Source organism: Caproicibacter fermentans (genome assembly GCF_009746625.1).
Taxonomy (GTDB): domain Bacteria; phylum Bacillota; class Clostridia; order Oscillospirales; family Acutalibacteraceae; genus Caproicibacter; species Caproicibacter fermentans.
The window spans coordinates 1-17,789 of sequence record NZ_VWXL01000052.1; the positions used below are offsets into that span (position 1 = coordinate 1).

General features: G+C 47.4%; 16 protein-coding genes, 1 rRNA gene and 1 riboswitch. Of the genes, 9 read left to right on the top strand and 8 right to left on the bottom strand.

Going from position 1 to position 17,789, the window contains the following annotated elements; genetic code table 11:
* Positions 1-410, bottom strand: a 16S ribosomal RNA gene (locus CAFE_RS07750); the annotation flags it as partial.
* A gap of 420 nt (positions 411-830) precedes the next feature.
* Here CAFE_RS07750 and sleB point away from each other — a divergent pair.
* On the top strand, positions 831-1,523 hold the full coding sequence (sleB, locus tag CAFE_RS07755) for a spore cortex-lytic enzyme (RefSeq protein WP_066646188.1): 693 nt from the start codon (positions 831-833) through the stop codon (positions 1,521-1,523).
* 312 nt (positions 1,524-1,835) lie between these two features.
* Here the strand turns inward: sleB and CAFE_RS07760 are convergent, their stop codons facing one another.
* From CAFE_RS07760 to CAFE_RS07770, 3 genes are all read right to left on the bottom strand, one after another.
* Entirely contained in the window at positions 1,836-2,429 is a 594-nt protein-coding gene (locus CAFE_RS07760) for a GNAT family N-acetyltransferase (protein WP_156990268.1), read from the bottom strand.
* A gap of 209 nt (positions 2,430-2,638) precedes the next feature.
* Positions 2,639-3,997: an MATE family efflux transporter gene (locus tag CAFE_RS07765; RefSeq protein ID WP_066646192.1), complete on the bottom strand. Its 1,359-nt coding sequence runs from the start codon at positions 3,995-3,997 to the stop codon at positions 2,639-2,641.
* Between the two features lie 132 nt (positions 3,998-4,129).
* The gene (locus CAFE_RS07770) at positions 4,130-4,882 is read right to left on the bottom strand and encodes a nucleoside phosphorylase (RefSeq protein WP_066646193.1); all 753 of its coding nucleotides are present in this window, start codon (positions 4,880-4,882) and stop codon (positions 4,130-4,132) included.
* A gap of 375 nt (positions 4,883-5,257) precedes the next feature.
* Positions 5,258-5,302, top strand: a riboswitch (PreQ1 riboswitch).
* Positions 5,303-5,448: 146 nt separating this feature from the next.
* Here CAFE_RS07770 and CAFE_RS07775 point away from each other — a divergent pair.
* The 3 genes from CAFE_RS07775 to CAFE_RS07785 are packed head-to-tail and all read left to right on the top strand — an operon-like array spanning position 5,449 to position 7,686.
* Positions 5,449-6,438: a nucleoside hydrolase gene (locus CAFE_RS07775; RefSeq protein WP_156990270.1), complete on the top strand. Its 990-nt coding sequence runs from the start codon at positions 5,449-5,451 to the stop codon at positions 6,436-6,438.
* Positions 6,435-7,010 (top strand): ECF transporter S component, encoded by a 576-nt coding sequence (locus tag CAFE_RS07780; protein ID WP_066646198.1) that lies wholly within the window; start codon positions 6,435-6,437, stop codon positions 7,008-7,010. Before CAFE_RS07775 ends, CAFE_RS07780 begins: the two co-directional genes overlap by 4 nt.
* Positions 6,997-7,686, top strand: coding sequence for a radical SAM protein (locus tag CAFE_RS07785; protein ID WP_066646203.1), 690 nt, complete (start codon positions 6,997-6,999; stop codon positions 7,684-7,686). The genes CAFE_RS07780 and CAFE_RS07785 overlap by 14 nt, the downstream gene beginning before the upstream one ends.
* 227 nt (positions 7,687-7,913) lie before the next feature.
* Here the strand turns inward: CAFE_RS07785 and CAFE_RS07790 are convergent, their stop codons facing one another.
* Positions 7,914-8,084: a hypothetical protein gene (locus tag CAFE_RS07790; RefSeq protein WP_156990271.1), complete on the bottom strand. Its 171-nt coding sequence runs from the start codon at positions 8,082-8,084 to the stop codon at positions 7,914-7,916.
* 87 nt (positions 8,085-8,171) lie between these two features.
* The gene (locus CAFE_RS20470) at positions 8,172-8,429 is read right to left on the bottom strand and encodes a hypothetical protein (protein ID WP_207708879.1); all 258 of its coding nucleotides are present in this window, start codon (positions 8,427-8,429) and stop codon (positions 8,172-8,174) included.
* A 186-nt stretch (positions 8,430-8,615) separates the two neighbouring features.
* On the opposite strand from CAFE_RS20470, the gene CAFE_RS07805 reads away from it, so the two are divergent.
* From CAFE_RS07805 to CAFE_RS07825, 5 genes are all read left to right on the top strand, one after another.
* On the top strand, positions 8,616-8,813 hold the full coding sequence (locus CAFE_RS07805) for a hypothetical protein (protein ID WP_156990273.1): 198 nt from the start codon (positions 8,616-8,618) through the stop codon (positions 8,811-8,813).
* Between the two features lie 77 nt (positions 8,814-8,890).
* Positions 8,891-10,201: an ABC transporter substrate-binding protein gene (locus CAFE_RS07810; protein WP_156990274.1), complete on the top strand. Its 1,311-nt coding sequence runs from the start codon at positions 8,891-8,893 to the stop codon at positions 10,199-10,201.
* An 84-nt stretch (positions 10,202-10,285) separates the two neighbouring features.
* On the top strand, positions 10,286-11,161 hold the full coding sequence (locus CAFE_RS07815; protein WP_156990275.1) for a carbohydrate ABC transporter permease: 876 nt from the start codon (positions 10,286-10,288) through the stop codon (positions 11,159-11,161).
* On the top strand, positions 11,158-11,994 hold the full coding sequence (locus tag CAFE_RS07820; RefSeq protein ID WP_156990276.1) for a carbohydrate ABC transporter permease: 837 nt from the start codon (positions 11,158-11,160) through the stop codon (positions 11,992-11,994). The genes CAFE_RS07815 and CAFE_RS07820 overlap by 4 nt, the downstream gene beginning before the upstream one ends.
* 634 nt (positions 11,995-12,628) lie before the next feature.
* Complete coding sequence (locus tag CAFE_RS07825) at positions 12,629-13,495, top strand: sugar nucleotide-binding protein (protein WP_156990277.1); 867 nt, start codon at positions 12,629-12,631, stop codon at positions 13,493-13,495.
* A 279-nt stretch (positions 13,496-13,774) separates the two neighbouring features.
* On the opposite strand, the gene CAFE_RS07830 is transcribed toward CAFE_RS07825, so the two are convergent.
* Together CAFE_RS07830 and CAFE_RS07835 are read right to left on the bottom strand one after the other, a co-directional pair.
* Positions 13,775-15,967: an alpha-galactosidase gene (locus CAFE_RS07830; RefSeq protein WP_330593888.1), complete on the bottom strand. Its 2,193-nt coding sequence runs from the start codon at positions 15,965-15,967 to the stop codon at positions 13,775-13,777.
* A 46-nt stretch (positions 15,968-16,013) separates the two neighbouring features.
* Complete coding sequence (locus CAFE_RS07835; protein WP_156990278.1) at positions 16,014-17,771, bottom strand: glycoside hydrolase family 35 protein; 1,758 nt, start codon at positions 17,769-17,771, stop codon at positions 16,014-16,016.
* Between the last annotated feature and the right edge of the window lie 18 nt (positions 17,772-17,789).

The window sequence follows — 17,789 nt, forward strand, 5'->3', positions numbered from 1 at the left end:
ACGCGGCGTTGCTGCATCAGAGTTTCCTCCATTGTGCAATATCCCCCACTGCTGCCTCCCGTAGGAGTCTGGGCCGTGTCTCAGTCCCAATGTGGCCGTTCAGCCTCTCAGCCCGGCTACCGATCGTTGCTTTGGTGGGCCGTTACCCCGCCAACCGGCTAATCGGACGCGAGTCCATCTCTCAGCGGATTGCTCCTTTGATTTTATCACCATGCGGCAACAAAATGTCATGCGGTATTAGCGTCCGTTTCCAGACGTTATCCCCCTCTGAAAGGCAGGTTCCTCACGCGTTACTCACCCGTCCGCCACTAAAACAGTTCAAAGCAAGCTTCAATCTGTTTCCGTTCGACTTGCATGTGTTAGGCACGCCGCCAGCGTTCGTCCTGAGCCAGGATCAAACTCTCTAAAATATGGTATATAATCACCCGAAGGCGTTTATATCTATCTTAGAGTCGTTTCGGCTCTTCAGTCGATACACTAACGTATCTTTTGGTTTTTTTTTTGAAAGAGTTTCCCTCTCTTTTCGTCCGAAAGTACTTTTACTCTCGAAATCTTTACGGGTTCCTTCTTTATCGTCTCGTTGTTTAATTTTCAAGGTCCCATGCGGTTTTCCGGCCCTTGCAGACCCTCTTCCGCAGCGCCCTTTCCGTAAGGCGCTTCACTATAATACCAAAACCCACCCCTATTGTCAACCCTTTTTTTCATTTTTTTTGGGTTTTCCCCTTTGATTCGACATTGCTGTCAATTCCGGGCGAACGGCAGGGTGATTTCCCCGGCAGGGATAATCATTCGAATCGTGGGAAAAATCTGTGGTAAGAGGTGGTGTTTCCTTGAATGATAAACTGAAATATGTCTGGAAAGTATTCATCATCGTTTTGGTGAATGTTTTAATGATTGCGGTAGTGACCCATGTCGGCGGCTCGATCCAGACCCTTTCCAAGGTCGGGTCCACCGGAAGCGAGGTCAAACAGATTCAGACCAGGCTGAAAAACTGGGGCTATTACACCGGCAAGGTTGACGGCGTTTACGGAACCCAGACGAAAAACGCGGTGCTGTATTTTCAGCGCAAAAACGGACTGACCGCGGACGGAGTGGCGGGACCCGCTACGCTCAGCGCGATCGGACTCCCCGCCGGAAGTGCGGGCGGGTCCGGCGGTGCGGGCGGTTACAGCAGCAACGACGTCAATCTGCTCGCGAGGGTCATTTCCGCCGAATCGCGCGGCGAACCTTATGAAGGCCAGGTCGCGGTCGGGGCGGTTATCCTGAACCGGATTCAGCATCCCTCCTTCCCGAATACGCTGGCGGGAGTCATTTATCAGCCGGGGGCTTTCTCCTGCCTGAACGACGGCGGCATCAACGCGGCTGTCGCCGCATCCGCCTATAAGGCTGCGCGCGACGCCATCAACGGCTGGGATCCCTGCGGCGGCGCGATCTATTACTACAACCCCGTAAAAGCAACCAGCAAATGGATTTTATCGCGGCCCGTCATTGTCGTTATCGGGGAGCACCGGTTTTGCAGCTAAGATCCGTTCTTTCCTATTATGATAGAATATGTTTTTCTGTTTGAAACCGGCGCAGAGGTTTTCTCTCCGTGCCGGTTTCATTATACCTGCTCAAAACGGAGCCATGCCGGAAGCTGTCTTTTCATATCCATAAAGTATATGATTCCATGATTTATACGGAACCATCCTCTGCATGGAATCCGGCGGAGAGAGCCATACTGACCTTGTAAGAAAATAAAAATCAGCAATTGCGGAGTATGAGAGGAGACTTTCGTAATACACCAAGTACTATATAGGTTAAATAATACCATTTTTATTGGATTTCTCCGTTTTTTATTCTTCGATAAGCTTTTGACCGTACTGTTCCAGAATCTCTGTCACAGCCGCCGGGTCCAATTCGCGGATGGAGCGCAGCGGCGGCGGATTCAACTCGTGACCGCCGATGCTTTTTTCAAACAGTTGAACGTCACGCCATTTCCCCTGCTTATATCCCGTATTGTGATAAATCCCCAGCTTGTGAAAGCCCAGAGATTCATGCAGCTTTTCGCTGTTCCGATTCGGCGCCGTAACAATCCCGTACACGTTCTGAATTCCCTGAAGCTGCAATAGTTTCAGGAGCGCGCCGTACAGCGTTTTCCCGATTCCTTTTTGAAGACCGGAGCGTTCCACATAAACAGAAAGCTCCGCGTTCCAGCGATAGGCTGCACGCGCCTGATACCGGTGCGCGTATGCGTACCCCCGGATTCTCCCTTCCGACTCATAAACCAGATAGGGATACGCGGACGACACGGACAGAATCCTGTCCCGGAAATCCTCCGGCGTGGGAACTGCTTCTTCAAACGTAATCGATGTTTCCAAAATATACGGCTTGTAAATTTCAAGGATCGCTTCGGCATCCGATCCTGTCGCAAACCTGATTTGACTCATGACAGGCCAACTCCCTATTCATATGTTTTAAAGGCCGTCCTTTTGCGGCCTCCCGCGGCTGCGGCGCTGTTGACGAGTTAAATCCCCGGGCTGAACAACAGCGAGCGCCGCAACAGCTTTCAATCCGGATGCCTGCGCCGTTTGTTGAGAATCAGCGCCGACAGAATCACACCGGACAGCAGCTGCAGGTTTATGGATTTTTCCGGCAGTCACTCGGAACGGATTTTCAAGTGAAATTTAAAAAATGTAATTTGAAACGGCACGGAGATGACAAAAGTGAAAAAGTCGGAAGAAGGCTGAGACATAATGACTCCATTGAGATGAAACAGGACCGGCAGGATCAAAATCAGCGGCACAAAGCAGATCCCCTGACGGCAGCTTGCAAGAAAAGTGGCCTGTTTACTGAATCCGAGGCATTGATACATTTGATTTACATAGGTGGAATACGCCATAAAGGGCATGACCCCGCAGGCAAAGAGAAGCGCCCGGGAACCGATGCGGACGACTTCCGCATCGGTTCCGATAAACCATGTGATAACGGACGAAGCATAAACAGCCAAAAAAACCGCGGCAAGCGAACAAAGAGCCGTGCCCGCTTTGCAGGTAAAAAGAAATGCTTCGCGAACCCGCTTGTTGTTTTTTGCGCCGTAGTTATAGCCCGCAACCGGCTGAAAGCCCTGACCGATTCCAATGACGATATTGCGTACAAACATATAGATTTTATTCGAAATCGTGACGGCGGCGACGGCCGCGTCACCAAACGCGGCTGCCTGAACATTCATCAAAACAGAGGACAAGCTGCCCAGCATCTGGCGGCAGATCGTGGGAAATCCCATTTTCACAATTAGAAAATAATCGGCGGGATCTCTGCTGACATCCCGTATCCGAATCGGAATAATGCTCTTTTTCCTGATGAAAAAGCTGATCAAAATAAAAAAGCTGACGGTTTGGCTGACTAAAGTAGCAACAGCCGCACCCCCGATTCCCATGTGAAACCCGGAAATAAACAGCGGATCCAAAAGCATGTTGAGAATGCCGCCGGCGGACAGACCCCACATTGCCAGCACCGCTTCTCCCTCCGAACGAAGAATATTATTGAGGACAAATTCGGAACACATCAGCGGCGCGCCGATTAAGATATATTTTCCATATTCACACGAATACGGAAGGATGGTCTCCGTTGAGCCGAGAATACGCATTAACCCCTTGAGCGAGGATAGGCCGCCCCCCATTAAAATGAACCCGAATAAGATTGCCGCGAGCAGCGCGCTGTTGCCGTATTTGCTTGCTTTTTCATCCTCTTTCGCACCAAGATAGCGGCTGATTAAGCTGTTGGCTCCCATGGCAAGGCCGAACCCTGCGGCCTGAATAATGGACATCAAAGAGAAAACGACTCCCACTGCGGCAGCCGCGCTGGTTCCGATCTGTGCAACAAAATAGGTGTCCGCAGTATTGTATGCGGTTGTAATCATCTGGCTGATCACCGTGGGAACGGCAAGGGAAGTAATTAATTTGGGGATGTTTGTTTCGAGCATTCGTTTGAATTGCGTATTGCTGTCAATTTTCATCTATGGCTTTCTCCATCGAGCAGAATATTCCGAGCTGCAAATTAATTGAAGGATAAAGCACCCCGAAGCGGGAGCCTTTTCCTTGGGCCATAGCTCAGCTAAGTTGCCGGCCCCGGAGTATGCTCATAATCCTTATATTTTAATTGCAACTTCCAAAGCAATTTTTAAATACTTTTCAAGATTAGAATGCGGCACTTTTCCCATTGTCCGAGCATCCCAAGTTCCTCCGTCAAGGCTATCCTCAGAATATAAAAATTGAAATGCAGATTTTTTTCTAAATTGACTGGCTGCCATTACAGAAGCACATTCCATTTCAACTGTTATACACCCATCCTTTTTGCGAGCATCCACATTGTTTTTCGTTTCTCTATAAAAAGCATCCGTTGTCCATGTCCTACCAAATATATACGGAATGTTTAAGCTGTCAAAAATCTCTCCAAGCTTTTTCGAAGTAACAATGTCCACATAGTCACTTGGGGGCATATAGTGGTAACTCGTACCTTCATCTCGATATGCTGATGTTGGAATAATAAATTGCCCGGCAGCAAGTTGTCTGCCGAGAACACCGCAAGAGCCGAAAATCAGTATTTTTTCTGCGCCTTTTACTAATACTTCCTCCATTAGGGCAGTTGTTGGGGCACCTCCTAAGACTGTCATATAAATGCCTAGGTCGTGCTCTTTGTATCTGAATTTATAAATAGGTATGGTTATTCCCGCGTGAAGGTAACTTATTTCTTCAACTTCACACAATGCCTTTAGAATGTCAATAATTTTAGGCTTAAACGTTATAATGACCGTTTTAGGGAATTTTTCTACTGGCGTTGCAATACAATTTGGCTTTAATATTTCTTCTGAACGGTTATCAAATGTATCGATAATACTCAAGTTACATCCATCCTGTTCTATAAACAATCTGAACTAATTGTAGCACAAAAGCTGCCAAAATAAAATGAAAGCTCCCTGTGCAGGTTCAAAACGACACATGGAGCTTTTCCTTAAATCATTCGCTCAATTTTAGTTGCAGACTTCAGATTGTGCTAATTTATAGAAGCTGTCGGCGGTACAGCGATAATAACGAAAAATACCTTCTTGGCGAAGAAAGTGAAATCCGACTTTTTCAAGCACATGCCGGCTTCTTTCATTTTTTTATCACAGGCGTGAACAGCGCCCGCGCTATAAGAAAAATGCGATTTAAGACTTGCAGTACCGGTCTGTTTCAGGTATTATTTTATAAACAATACATGAAAGCGGGGATCTTTCCCCGCACTGGTTCGAGAACCTCCCAGTATAAAAAACTAAGGATTGATATGAACAAAGCTTTATTTGTCATGTCCTTAGCGGGACATGACTTTTTTTGTGTGATGACATGAAGCCCCAAATTTCCAAAGATTCTACTGCAATTCCTTCAGAAAGTCTGAAAAGGTGCCTTTAAAGAAAAGGAGATTTTAACCTTGGAGAAAAAGAAAATCATTCTTGACTGCGATCCTGGAATCGACGATGCCCTCGCGCTTATGTTGGCCCTATCATCCCCGGAACTAAGCATTTGCGGGATTACCACTGTCAGTGGTAACGTACCGTCCGACCTGGGGGCATGCAATGCACTTCGTACGCTTAATTTCATGAACCGGTTGGATATCCCGGTTTACTGTGGAGCCGAAAAGCCTCTGGTGCGCGACTATGTCAGCGCTCAGGATACCCATGGAGCGGATGGGTTGGGGGAAATTGGGATTCCGCTGGTACAAGACGTTCCCTGGCATTCTGCCGCCGTTGATTTTATCTTGGATACGCTACGCACAACAACAGCACTTACGATTGTTGCCATCGGGCCACTGACCAATATTGCATTGGCTCTGCGGCGCGACAAAAAGGCATTTCAAAACCTGAGCCAATTAGTTTCCATGGGAGGAAATTTCAGAAGTTACGGCAATTGTTCCCCCGTTGCGGAATATAACTACTGGTGCGACCCGGATGCCGCCAGTGAGGTTTTTGAGAATTTGGGAAGACCGATTCACATGGTTGGCCTCGATGTCACCCGAAAGATTGTTCTGACGCCAAACTTACTGGAATATATGCATGTTCTGGATCGACACACGGCAGAATTTATCCAAAAAATCACCCGGTTCTACTTTGATTTTCATTGGAAGCAGGAAGGAATTATCGGCTGCGTGATAAACGATCCCCTCGCTGTGGCCTATGCAGTCAACCCTGATCTCTGTCACGGCTTTGACGCCTATACCGACATTGAGACCAAAGGCATCTGTATTGGGCAGTCCGTAGTAGATTCCATGAATTTTTGGCATAAGAAGCCGAACAGTCACGTGCTTACCCAAACCGACCCGCTCGCTTTTATGACTATGTTTCTATCCCGAATATTTCAGAAAGAACCCGGTCAAATTCAACCGCTTCTATCAAAAATCATGACGGGAGGAACTATATCATGAAACGGGTCTCCACCATAAAAATAACGATCACAGCGCTCTGTGCAGTCATCAATATTGTCGGCGCCTACATCGCCTTGACATTGCGGCTCCCAATTTATCTGGACAGCATCGGAACCATACTGAGTTCTGCCCTGTTCGGTCCTGCTTTAGGGGGGTTGACTGCCTGCATAAGCGGGATTTTCAGCGGCGTTACCTCGGATGTCTACTCCCTCTACTTTATACCTGCAGGAATGATAACCGGACTGATTTCTGGGTTTTTGTTCCGCACAAGCTGGTTTCGAAAATGGAAACTTCCTCTGGCCGTTCTCTTTCTAACGGTGCCGGGAACCATCGTCAGCTCCTGCATTACCGCATTCGTATTTGCGGGCGTTACTTCTTCCGGTTCTTCTGCTCTGGTACAGATTCTTCATCAAATTGGATTCAGCATGGTAGTCAGCGCCTTTATTGTACAAATCCTGATGGATTATCTGGACCGGTTGATCACAGTTGTTATTGTCAGCAGTCTATTGTCGCGCCTTGACGGCTGGCTAAAGACAGGAATGAATGGGAGAAAATCTAATGGAGCGCTATAACCTGATAACGAAGAAAAATCCCAGAGAAATTGTGTTGCTGAAGGGCCGCCCCTGTGCCTGGGGAAAATGTACTTTTTGCGATTATATCTCCGACAACTCGACAGACGATGCAGAAATGGCAAACCTGAATTTTCAAATTCTTTCTCGTGTCAGCGGCCGAGCCGGTGCGCTGGAAGTTATTAATTCAGGCAGCTGCTTTGAACTGCCAAAGAGTACACTTTATCGTATTCGCCAAGTCATAAAAGAAAAAAATATACAACAGCTATTTTTCGAAAGTCACTGGATTTACCGCAACCGACTGCAGGAAATGCGAGAATTCATGGGCATTCCCATTATCTTTAAAATCGGAGTGGAAACATTCGATAACGGATTTCGGGAAAATGTGCTGAACAAACACGCGTCTTTCCGCACACCGGAGGAAGTAGCATTTTATTTCGATTCCCCCTGCATAATGGTCTGTATAAAAGGGCAGACGAAAGAAATGATCGACAACGATATTAGAATTTTAAAAAAATATTTTCGAATGGGAACGATAAACGTTTTCACTAACAATTCCACTGCAATCCAACAGGACGCTCAGCTCGTTAAGTGGTTTCTGAAAAAGTACGCCTATCTCAATGAAGATTCCTCTATTGAAGTTTTATATCAAAATACGGACTTCGGAGTCGGGGATTAAACCACCGGATGGTTTTTAAAAGTTTCTATCAGAGGCTCTCCCCCGCCGCACAAATATATTCTTGAATGAATAAGATCATCCTCCTGGTTGTATTTTTTCGCTTGTCAACAGCAAGATGTTGACAAATCGGTTGAAAGTGTTTAAACCTGCACAAATATAACGCGTTGTAATCGTGTATGCGGCGAGGTTTGGCTCTATGTTTCAAAACCTTCATAGGCACGACCCCGTCAGTCTCCGTGCGGAAAAAGCTCGTTGACAGCGCAAAGCCTTTCGAATCCTTCCGACTTCACAAACGGAAGCCCCGCAAGAAGATCGATCAGACCCGTAACCGTGTTGTTGACCTCGTCTGGCGCGTGAGCGCCCATGCCGTGAGCTTCCAACAGGGTCTTCCCGTCCATTTTTCCAAGGAAAAACCGGATCGCAGAGGTTCGAGGAACGGTGAAAAGCGCGGAGCGGTTCCGGAACCGCTCCGCGCATGATAGGGGTTACGCCAGCTGCCCCTGCAGCTTCAGCTTTTTCTTGGGCGGAAACTGCGCGTCGAAGGTTTCAGCTTCTTTTTCATCCACGAAGTAGCCCTCCGGATCCTTGTAGGTGCCGGAAACGCCTCCCGGAAAGCCGGGATTTAACTCGGGATCAGAAAATAGGGAACCTATGAATAAGCTTATAACAGCCCTGAGCAATGAACTGGCCCAGGTGAAGACGAAGAAAAAACTGACCTTTAAATGTAAATGACTTCTTGACATTTTAGAAAGCCAGTGATATTATCAACAATAGTAAATGATTACTTAACGATAGATTATGGATGAAATGACGAATAATCCTGCGGCCAAGGATGTTGCCGAAAGAGCAAACGTTTCGATTGCTACGGTCTGCAGGGCTTTTCCATAAAAGTAGAGGAATCAATCGATGCCTTAGACAGGTTATCAATAATGCCATTGCAAGAAAGAAGACGAAAAAAGCAGAGCGATCGCCGTTCTGATTTCTCAAATAGAAACACCTTTTATGTAAAGATCATGGATGGTATCGAGGATACCGCGCAAAAGCAGGGCTACAGCGTTATGATTTGTCATGTTGGTGCTTTAGGCAGAAGGACGCATGAGCAAATTAAATTTTTTGCCTTTACGTAAACGATTACGTTACGTACGAATTCGGAAGTTCTCCGGATAGCCGGAATTACCATAAAAAATCTTGGGAGGTTTGTAAAATGAAATCATTAAAACGCGTATTGGCTGTGCTTATGGCGGCGGCAATGTCTGCGGTTCCGCTTGCCGGTTGTTCCGCAGGCAACTCCGCCGCTGAAAGCACCGGTAGTGCAGCTTCTGCCGCCACATCTTCGGCATCCGCACAAGCTGCTTCTCTCGAGCTGTTCTCCACAAAGACGGAGAACGCAAAGATTCTCAAAACTCTTGCGGACGAATTCCATACGCAGAATCCTTCGATCACCATTACAATTTCGAGCCCGCAGGATGCGGGAACGGTGTTGAAAACACGCCTGACAAAAAACGATATTCCGGATATTCTGGCAATGGGCGGCGATGCAACGTACACGGAAGTTCAGAGCGCCGGCGTTTTGGAGGACCTAAGCCAGGAATCCTATGTGTCAGACATTCAGGACTCCTACAAACAGATGATCTACAACGTTCAGCAGGATAAGGAGCAGAAGCTTTACGGAATTCCTTATGCGACAAATGCTTCCGGTGTGCTTTACAATGAAGATATTTTTCAGAAGTCCGGAGTGCAGGTGCCGACCACATGGGATGCCTTTATGACACTGTGCAAAACGCTGAAGAGCTCCGGCATTACTCCGTTCGAGCTTACTTTTAAGGACAGCTGGACTGCACTTTGCCCTTGGAACAGCATGGCCCCGGATTTGCAGCCTGATAACTTTACTTCTGACCGCCTTGCCGGAAAGACGACTTTCGCCGCAACGCATCAGGAAGTCGCGCAAAAGTACCTCCAGGTGCTTTCGTATGCACAGAAAGACTACATGGGCACTACATATGCCGACGGCAACACGGCCTTTGCCGAAGGGAAAGCCGCAATGATGATCAACGGAAACTGGGCCATCAGCGAATTCAAAAAGGTCAATGCGAATTTTAATGTCAATCTGTTTGCTTTCCCGGCGTCCAACGATTCTTCCAAGAATTACGTAACCTCCGGCGTAGATGTTCTGTTAGCTGTTAGTAACGATTCCCCCAGCAAAGACGCCGCCAAGAAGTTTGTCTCCTTTATGGTCCAGCCGGAAAATGCGCAGAAATATATTCAGGACCAGTTTGCATTCTCTGCCGTTAAGGGCGTGGAGCAGAGTGACAAAACCGTGGCCGGCGTGAAAGAGGATATCGCGAACGGCAAAGTGGCGAACTTCCCGGACCACTACTATCCGTCTGGATTTGACCTTGCTTCTTTGGCGCAGAATTTTGGAAAAAATGCCGCGGCCGGAATGGATGCAAATAAAAATATAGCAGATTTTCTGAAACAATGCGATCAGAAATATGATGCTGCCAATGTAAGCTGATTCGGTCTTTACGGGCTCTGGCTGCCGGAGCGATAAGTCCGACAGCCTGCCCTCTCTTTCTGGAATATGGAATGAGGTGTCGCGATGGGAAAGCGGAAGAAAGGGATTGCCTTTGCCTTCTACATTATGGTAATCCCGATGTCGCTGCTGTTTTTTATTTTTCATACATATCCGTTCTTTCAGGGCGTCTTCTACAGCTTCACGAACTGGAAGGGCTATGGTAAGTGGTCGTTGGTCGGCCTCAGAAACTACATCCACATTTTTTCGGACCCGGATATTAGCCATGCTTATGAATTCACTTTTTTCTTTGCGGTGTTGGCAACCTGTTTGGTCAATATTTTCAGCTTGCTCCTTGCCTTGGGACTGAATGCGAAAATAAAATTTAAAAATACGCTTAAGGCTATTTTCTTCTTGCCCTACATGCTCGGCAACCTGATTGTAGGATTTGTTTTCAATTATATTTTTGCGAACCTGCTTCCTCCGATCGGTAAAGCTCTGGGAATTGCATCACTCAGCGTCAATATTCTGGGAACGGATAACGCATGGGCCGGTGTGCTCTTTGTAACAGTCTGGCAATCGCTGGCCTTTAACACCTTGATTTATTTATCGGGATTACAAACGATAGACCGTGATTTGTATGAAGCCGCAGATTTGGACGGCGCAATGAAATGGAAGCGGTTTAAAAATATTACGTTTCCCCTCATCGCTCCGTTCTTTACAATTAATATTGTGCTTTGTGTTAAAAATTTCCTCATGACGTTTGACCAGGTAATGGCGATGACAGGCGGCGGACCGGGTACGGATACCACCACCGTTTCTGTCCTGATTTATAAAAAGGGATTCCAGGGGGCACAGTTTGCATATCAGTCCGCCGATGCGGTGCTGTTCTTTCTTGTGATCATTGCCATTTCTCTGTTTCAACTCTTTGTTTTGGAAAAGAGAGAGGAGAGATTTGAATGACACGGAAACACATAAGAGATACTTCATGGAATATCACGCTTTTATTGATTGTTCTTGCTATTGTTTTGATTTTTCTGCCGCTATATCTTACGGTAGTCATTGCATTAAAAAATCCGCAGGAAATGGCTCATGTACTCGCATGGCCCCAAGTCATCCAATGGGCGAATTTTTCAAGAGCGTGGGATATGGTTTCCTATCCGCAGAAATTCTTCAATACTTTCCGCATTACTGTTTTTGCGCTGATCTTTACCTTGATCACCAATTCCATGGTCGCATACGCGATCGCTCGGAACCGAAAAAAAAGCCGCTTTTTCAATTTTCTCTACTATTATCTGATCAGTGCAATGTTCATTCCGTTTAATGTACTGATGTTGCCTCTGGTCAAACAGGCAAATCAGTTGCACATCGACAACATTGTGGGAATCACCTTCCTCTATATTGTCTTTGGCCTTCCGATGAACACCTTCCTTTATAACGGATATATCAAAGCGCTTCCAACTTCCTTGGAAGAAGCGGCTGTCATTGACGGAGCAAATCCCTGGCAGGTGTTCTTTCGGGTCATTTTTCCTTTGCTGACACCCATCAACGCCACGGTAGGCATCCTGACTTTCATGTGGACTTGGAATGATTTTTTGATGCCCTTGGTTCTGTTAAGCAAGCCGGACCAGCAGACGCTCCAGTTGTCCCAATATGTTTTTCAGGGACAATTTTCGACCGACTATAATTTGGCGTTTGCATCTTATCTTATGGCGTTGATTCCGATTTTGGTGGTATATTTGCTCGCACAGAAATGGATTATCGGAGGTATTACCGCCGGGGCCGTTAAGCAATAAAGCGGCTTCTGGGATTTTATAAGGAATGAATGAGGAGGAACGAAAAACAGCGGAGGAAGGAGCTGTGGTTTATCGGATCTGTCCCATGTACACGCCGTTATATTTGACGCTTACCGAAAGCGACCGGATAGTCCCTATGAATAATTGAACGGAATCGAGCAGGAGGGAGTGTTGCAAAATAGCTTCTCAAAAAATGTTTCACAAAATGCGCTTTGAATGGGCTGAAAAGTCCATTTAAAGGCGCATTTTCTTGATTTTGGGGTGACTCGATTGTATGATTTGCTATTGCAAATTCATTTTGCAGCACCCCCGACCTCTTACACCACCGCGCGTACCGTTCGGTACACGGCGGTTCCCAAGTTTACACCCTTGCCAGAAGCATCGTAATCAAGAAAGAATGTGTAACCTGGAAACTCAAAAATATGCTGTTTTTGTTGCTGCCGTCAGGATGACCGATTGTAGCATCGCGGGGGATGCACCGCCTGCGGGCGGGTTTTGTGGGGTGTGCTGTTTAGGGGGCTTCCCGGCGGTCTTTTCGCTTCGGGCCAACTTGGCCCGAAGTGTCAATACATTAATTGAATGGAACCGTTGCGGGTGATATAATAGACAGTAAGAAACTGAAAGAGATGGTCATATGAGAGTTTTGATATTTGGAGCAAGTGGATACGCAGGACGGGCAATTGCTCAAAAATTAGTAGGAAATCATGAAGTATATGGAACCTATTATTCACAGGCGAAACAATACAGTGATAATAAGAAAATGCTTCGATATAAGCTTAATGATACAGACATTGCTAAATCGATATTGGATTGTGTCCGGCCGCAAATTATCATTTCATGCTTAAGGGGAGATTTTCAACTACAATTGGCGGCACATAAGCAGATTGCCGATTATTTATTAAGGGCTAAAGATGGAAAAATTATTTATATATCCACTGCTAATGTTTTTGATGCAAGCAAAGAAAAGCCTCATTATGAGTTTGACAAAACCGAATCAGAAACTGACTATGGGAACTTCAAAATCAAATGTGAGCAGATGCTGCAAGATAAGCTGGGTGATAGATGCACTATTATTCGCATCCCACAGATTTGGGGAAAGGACTGCCCAAGAATATTAAAATTGATAGAGGATACAAAAAGCAATACGCCGATTATGACGTATCCAAACGTCTATGTTAATTACACAACGAATATTCAAATTGCCGATTGGATTGACTACATTATCAAAAAAGAGCTTGAAGGTATATTCCATATTGGGACAAGGGACACCTGCGATTATATGCAGTTTCAATTAGAGCTTTCAAAGGTCCTTGGCTTAAATGAACCTGTATTTAATAAAGAGATAATCCAGCAAAAGTGCTTTCAAGCAGTGCTGCCGGGTCGTAAGGAAATTCCAAACGATTTTCATTTGAATGTAATGGATGTATTAGCATATCTGAGAAAAGTGCAAAATTCATGTCATGACACATTGAATCGAGTAGGAGGGGCTCATATTACTTAGCCCGACCTCTCACACCACCGTGCATACCGTTCGGTACACGGCAGTTCCCAAGTTTACACCTTTGCAGAAGCATCGTAATCAAGAAAGAATGTGTAACCTAAAACTTCTGTCAGTATTGTGCTCATAAAAAAGACTTCCTTTCACACTCGATTTTTCTACCCTCATTCTTATTCAGCTTTTTCACAAAATTTGATGCGGTCTCATCTAATATGCGTTAAGGTTATCACTTTTGCTGAAGTTTGTCTTTTTACTGTGTCAATTAGCACTATGGGTATGGAATCAATTACTAAAAGCAGTAAGCAGCCAGTCCCAGCTCTGAAAATCCCCTTCTGCCACAGGAAGCGGGAACCCCACATTCATGAGTTCGTCCCCACCGTAGATTTTGCCGGTTGATGTTACCGTGTACTCGCGGTCGGGGTTCAACCCATCAAGCCGAAGAAAATCGATGGGTGCGTTGGGCACAGACAAGACAGAAAAACATGAAACATACGCCAATTTCTGATCGTCGGACACATACATCCAAGCCGCCATGTCTCCTTGGAAAGGGCTTCGTAAACGGTAAAGAATCCCGAACTGGACAAGCTCCCGGATCTTTTTGTAAAAATCAATCTCATTTTTGATTTCCCGTAGCTCCGACTTACTTAGGCGGTTCAAATCCAGTTCAAAGCCGAAGTCTCCCGATAGGGAAGCTCTGCACCGTGTGGCAAGCGGAGTCATTCTGCCCACCTGATGGTTTGGCACGGCTGAAACATGAGCCCCCATCGCTGATGCAGGATAAACGAGACTTGTTCCATACTGTATTTTCAGCCGTTCAACCGCGTCGGTGTCGTCGCTGGTCCAAATCTGCGGCATGTAGTAAAGCATCCCTGGGTCAAATCTTCCGCCGCCGCCCGCGCATCCCTCGAAAAGCAAATTTGGGAATTTATTTATGATCTTTTCCAACAGTCCGTACAACCCCAGCAAATACCGGTGCGCGGTTTCTCTTTGCCGTTCATGCGGCAATAGAGATGAACCGACTTCCGTCAGATTTCGGTTCATATCCCATTTGACATAGGAGACCGGCGCGCCGGTCAGGAGTCCGGTGATCATATTTTCCAGATAATTGCAGACATCCTGACGGGAAAGATCCAAAACCAGCTGGTTCCGGGATTCCGTCCTTTCCCGTCCCTCCACATGCAGACACCAGTCCGGGTGCGCCCGGTAAAGTTCGCTGTCACGGGAAACCATCTCCGGTTCCATCCAGATGCCGAAACGCAGCCCCGAACGAATCACTTTCTTCGCAAGGCCGCTAAGGCCTTCCGGTATCTTCCGCAGGTTGACGGTCCAATCCCCAAGTGATGTGGTGTCGTCGTTTCTATTGCCGAACCACCCGTCGTCCAGAACAAACAGCTCGATTCCCTGTTCTGAGGCTGTTTGAACAAGACGCATAATCTTCTCGGAATTAAAATCAAAATAGGTTGCTTCCCAGTTGTTAATCAACACAGGACGTGCTCGGTCCCTGAATTTTCCCCGGCACAGTCTTTCCCTGTAAAGGCTGTGAAAGGTTCGGGACATGCCGCCCAGTCCTTCGAAAGAGTAGACGAGCACCGCTTCAGGCGCTTGAAATGCTTCTCCGGAACCAAGGATCCAGGAAAAATCAAACGGGTTGATTCCCATGAAAAATCTCGTTGTGGCAAACTGATCTACTTCCGCTCCGGCAAAAAAATTGCCGCTGTATACGAGGTTTACCGCATAAATCTCCCCGCTCTTTTCTCCCGCGTCCTTTGACATCAGTGCAAGAAAGGGATTTTGCTGGTGACTGCTGGCGCCGCGCCTGCTTTCCACCGACTGCATTCCTGGGACCAGCGCACGCTTGTAAATATGACGTTCTCGGGCCCATGCGCCTGAGAGTTGAAGCATATCGTACCTGTCGTGCGGCAGATCCACCGACATTGATAACGCCCGGAGTATTTTTATTTTTCGGCTTCCGTTATTCTGAAAGCGGGCGGAACGCGTAATAACATTCCGATCCCGGAACGCAGTGTATAGGAGTATGATCCGCAGGCCCGCTGTGTCATCCGACAGCTCGATTTCCAAGGAATCGGCCTCTTCGCTGTTCTCCACATAGGTGGCGGGGAGCCCGCTAAGCGCGGGTTTTCCCGGATAGATTCTGTGACTTTTGTATTTGGGAACGGCGACTGTCGAGCCGTCGTAAAACTGAACCTGAAAGGCGGGATTGCGAAAATCAGAATTCCCGTATGACGGGTACTCCAGCGGAATGTTGTCCAGAGAAAACGCCAAATTCCTGCCGTCTGTGCTGGGAGACATGGATCGGCTTATTTTCCTGACAATCTCCTCGGGATGCAAACGGCGGACCTTTTTTCCCCAGTAAACATGGCATAGGTATCCTGATTCCGAAACCTGCATCGCGTAGCAGGTATCTTTCGCCTGCAGGAGAAACATTCGGTTGCTTTCCTCAAACACGATTGACACACGATCATCCCCACTTTATCTTGTAGGTGTCGGCCGTTAATGCGGCTTATTCCAGCCTCGGTTTCTCTTCGAATGTGACGTATTCCGCCGTCTTCCCTTCGGTTTCAAAAACAATCAGTTCGTTTTCTCCTTCTCGAAGCAGAGGGGCGGGGACGTAAAGGCGCTTTTGCGGGCCCTTTTCCCAAAAACGCCCAAGGTTCAACCCATTGAGAAAAACACATCCTTTTCCCCATCCGAATAAATCCAAGAAGGTGTCTCCGCGTGTTTCCACAAAAAATACGATGCGGTAAAATGCGGGCGTTCCCTTTTTATATTCCTTGCTAAAATTTATTTTTCTTACCATTGAGGCATTTATTTCGAGCGGGTACATCTTCCAGTTGGAGTGACTGTGTCCGTTCAGTAAAACGCCTCCGTCGATCCCTTTTCGCTGCTCGGACAGCTTCGGACCGTAGTTGACGCGTCCCATATTCTCCACAAGAATGTCCAGCTGTGAAAAGCTGCGGCTGGAGCCCGGAATTTCGTATTCCTTCTCCAATTCATGATCGCAGAGCGTTATAAAGTGCCGACGGTCCAGATAGATCTGCGCGCGGTCACTGGCTCCCAGAAGCTGCAACTTTTCCTGCGGAATATCCTTTTTTACCGCAGAGCGGTACAGGGTATAGCCGTAGTTCTGACCGAGCTTTTCCATGCAGAGCGGCCAGGGACTTTCCGTGGGAGAAGCGAGGTCCTCCAGCACGGAAAACAGGGAGACCCGGTCCGAAACCGCCTGCTTTCCATAGGCACGCTTATCGATCCGTGTCGAAAAAGTGAGCGGAGGAGTCTTGACATACTTTCCGATAACCTCACGAAACGCATGATATTTCGGCGTAATCTCACCGTCTTCGGACAGCGGGGCGTCATAATCATACGAGGTGACGTCCGGAGTCAGGCTGTCGTAATAATTAGCGCCATTTAAAAAGCCGAAATTCGTCCCACCGTGAAACATGTAGATATTCACACTGCCCTGGGAAAGAATGGCATCCAATTCTCCGGCACTGGCTTCGACGGACGCGGTATGGTGTTTTTTATCCCCCCATGCGTCGAACCATCCCGCCCAAAATTCCGTGCACATCAGCGGGCCGCCGTTTGTGTGCTTTTTTAAAACAGAGAAATGCTGATTCGCCTGGGAACCAAAATTCGCGGTAGGCAAAATTCCAGACAAGCTTCCGCCTGACAGATAATCCCCCCAGGGTCCGTCGGACGTAATCAGAGGTACGGTTACTCCGTCTCTGCGCATCTCACCGCGCAGAGCCTCCAGATACCGCTGTTCGTCCCCGAAAGCTCCGTACTCGTTTTCTATCTGCATCAGGATGACCGGACCGCCGTTGTCGATTTGCAGCGGAGCCAGAACCTGAAAGAGCTCCTTGTAGTATTCCTGCACGGCGCGTAAAAAAGGGGGATAGGAGCAGCGCGGGCGCATGCCGTCCTCCGACAGCAGCCACGCGGGAAGCCCGCCGAATTCCCACTCAGCGCAGATATACGGCGACGGGCGGACGATTGCCCAGAGCCCCAGCTCCTGCGCCGTTTTCAAGAAAGCTGCAAAGCTGAGCGCTCCCTCAAAATGAAATTCTCCCCGGCGAGGTTCATGCAGATTCCACGGGATATACGTTTCAACCGTGTTGCAGCCCATCGCCCGAAGTTTTTCCAGCCGATCGCGCCAGTACTCCGGCACGACGCGGAAATAGTGTATCGAACCCGAAATGATTTGGAACGGTTTTTCGTCAAGGTAAAACCTATCTTTGATGGCAAATCTGCCTGCTTTCATAATGCTCTCCTTTACAGT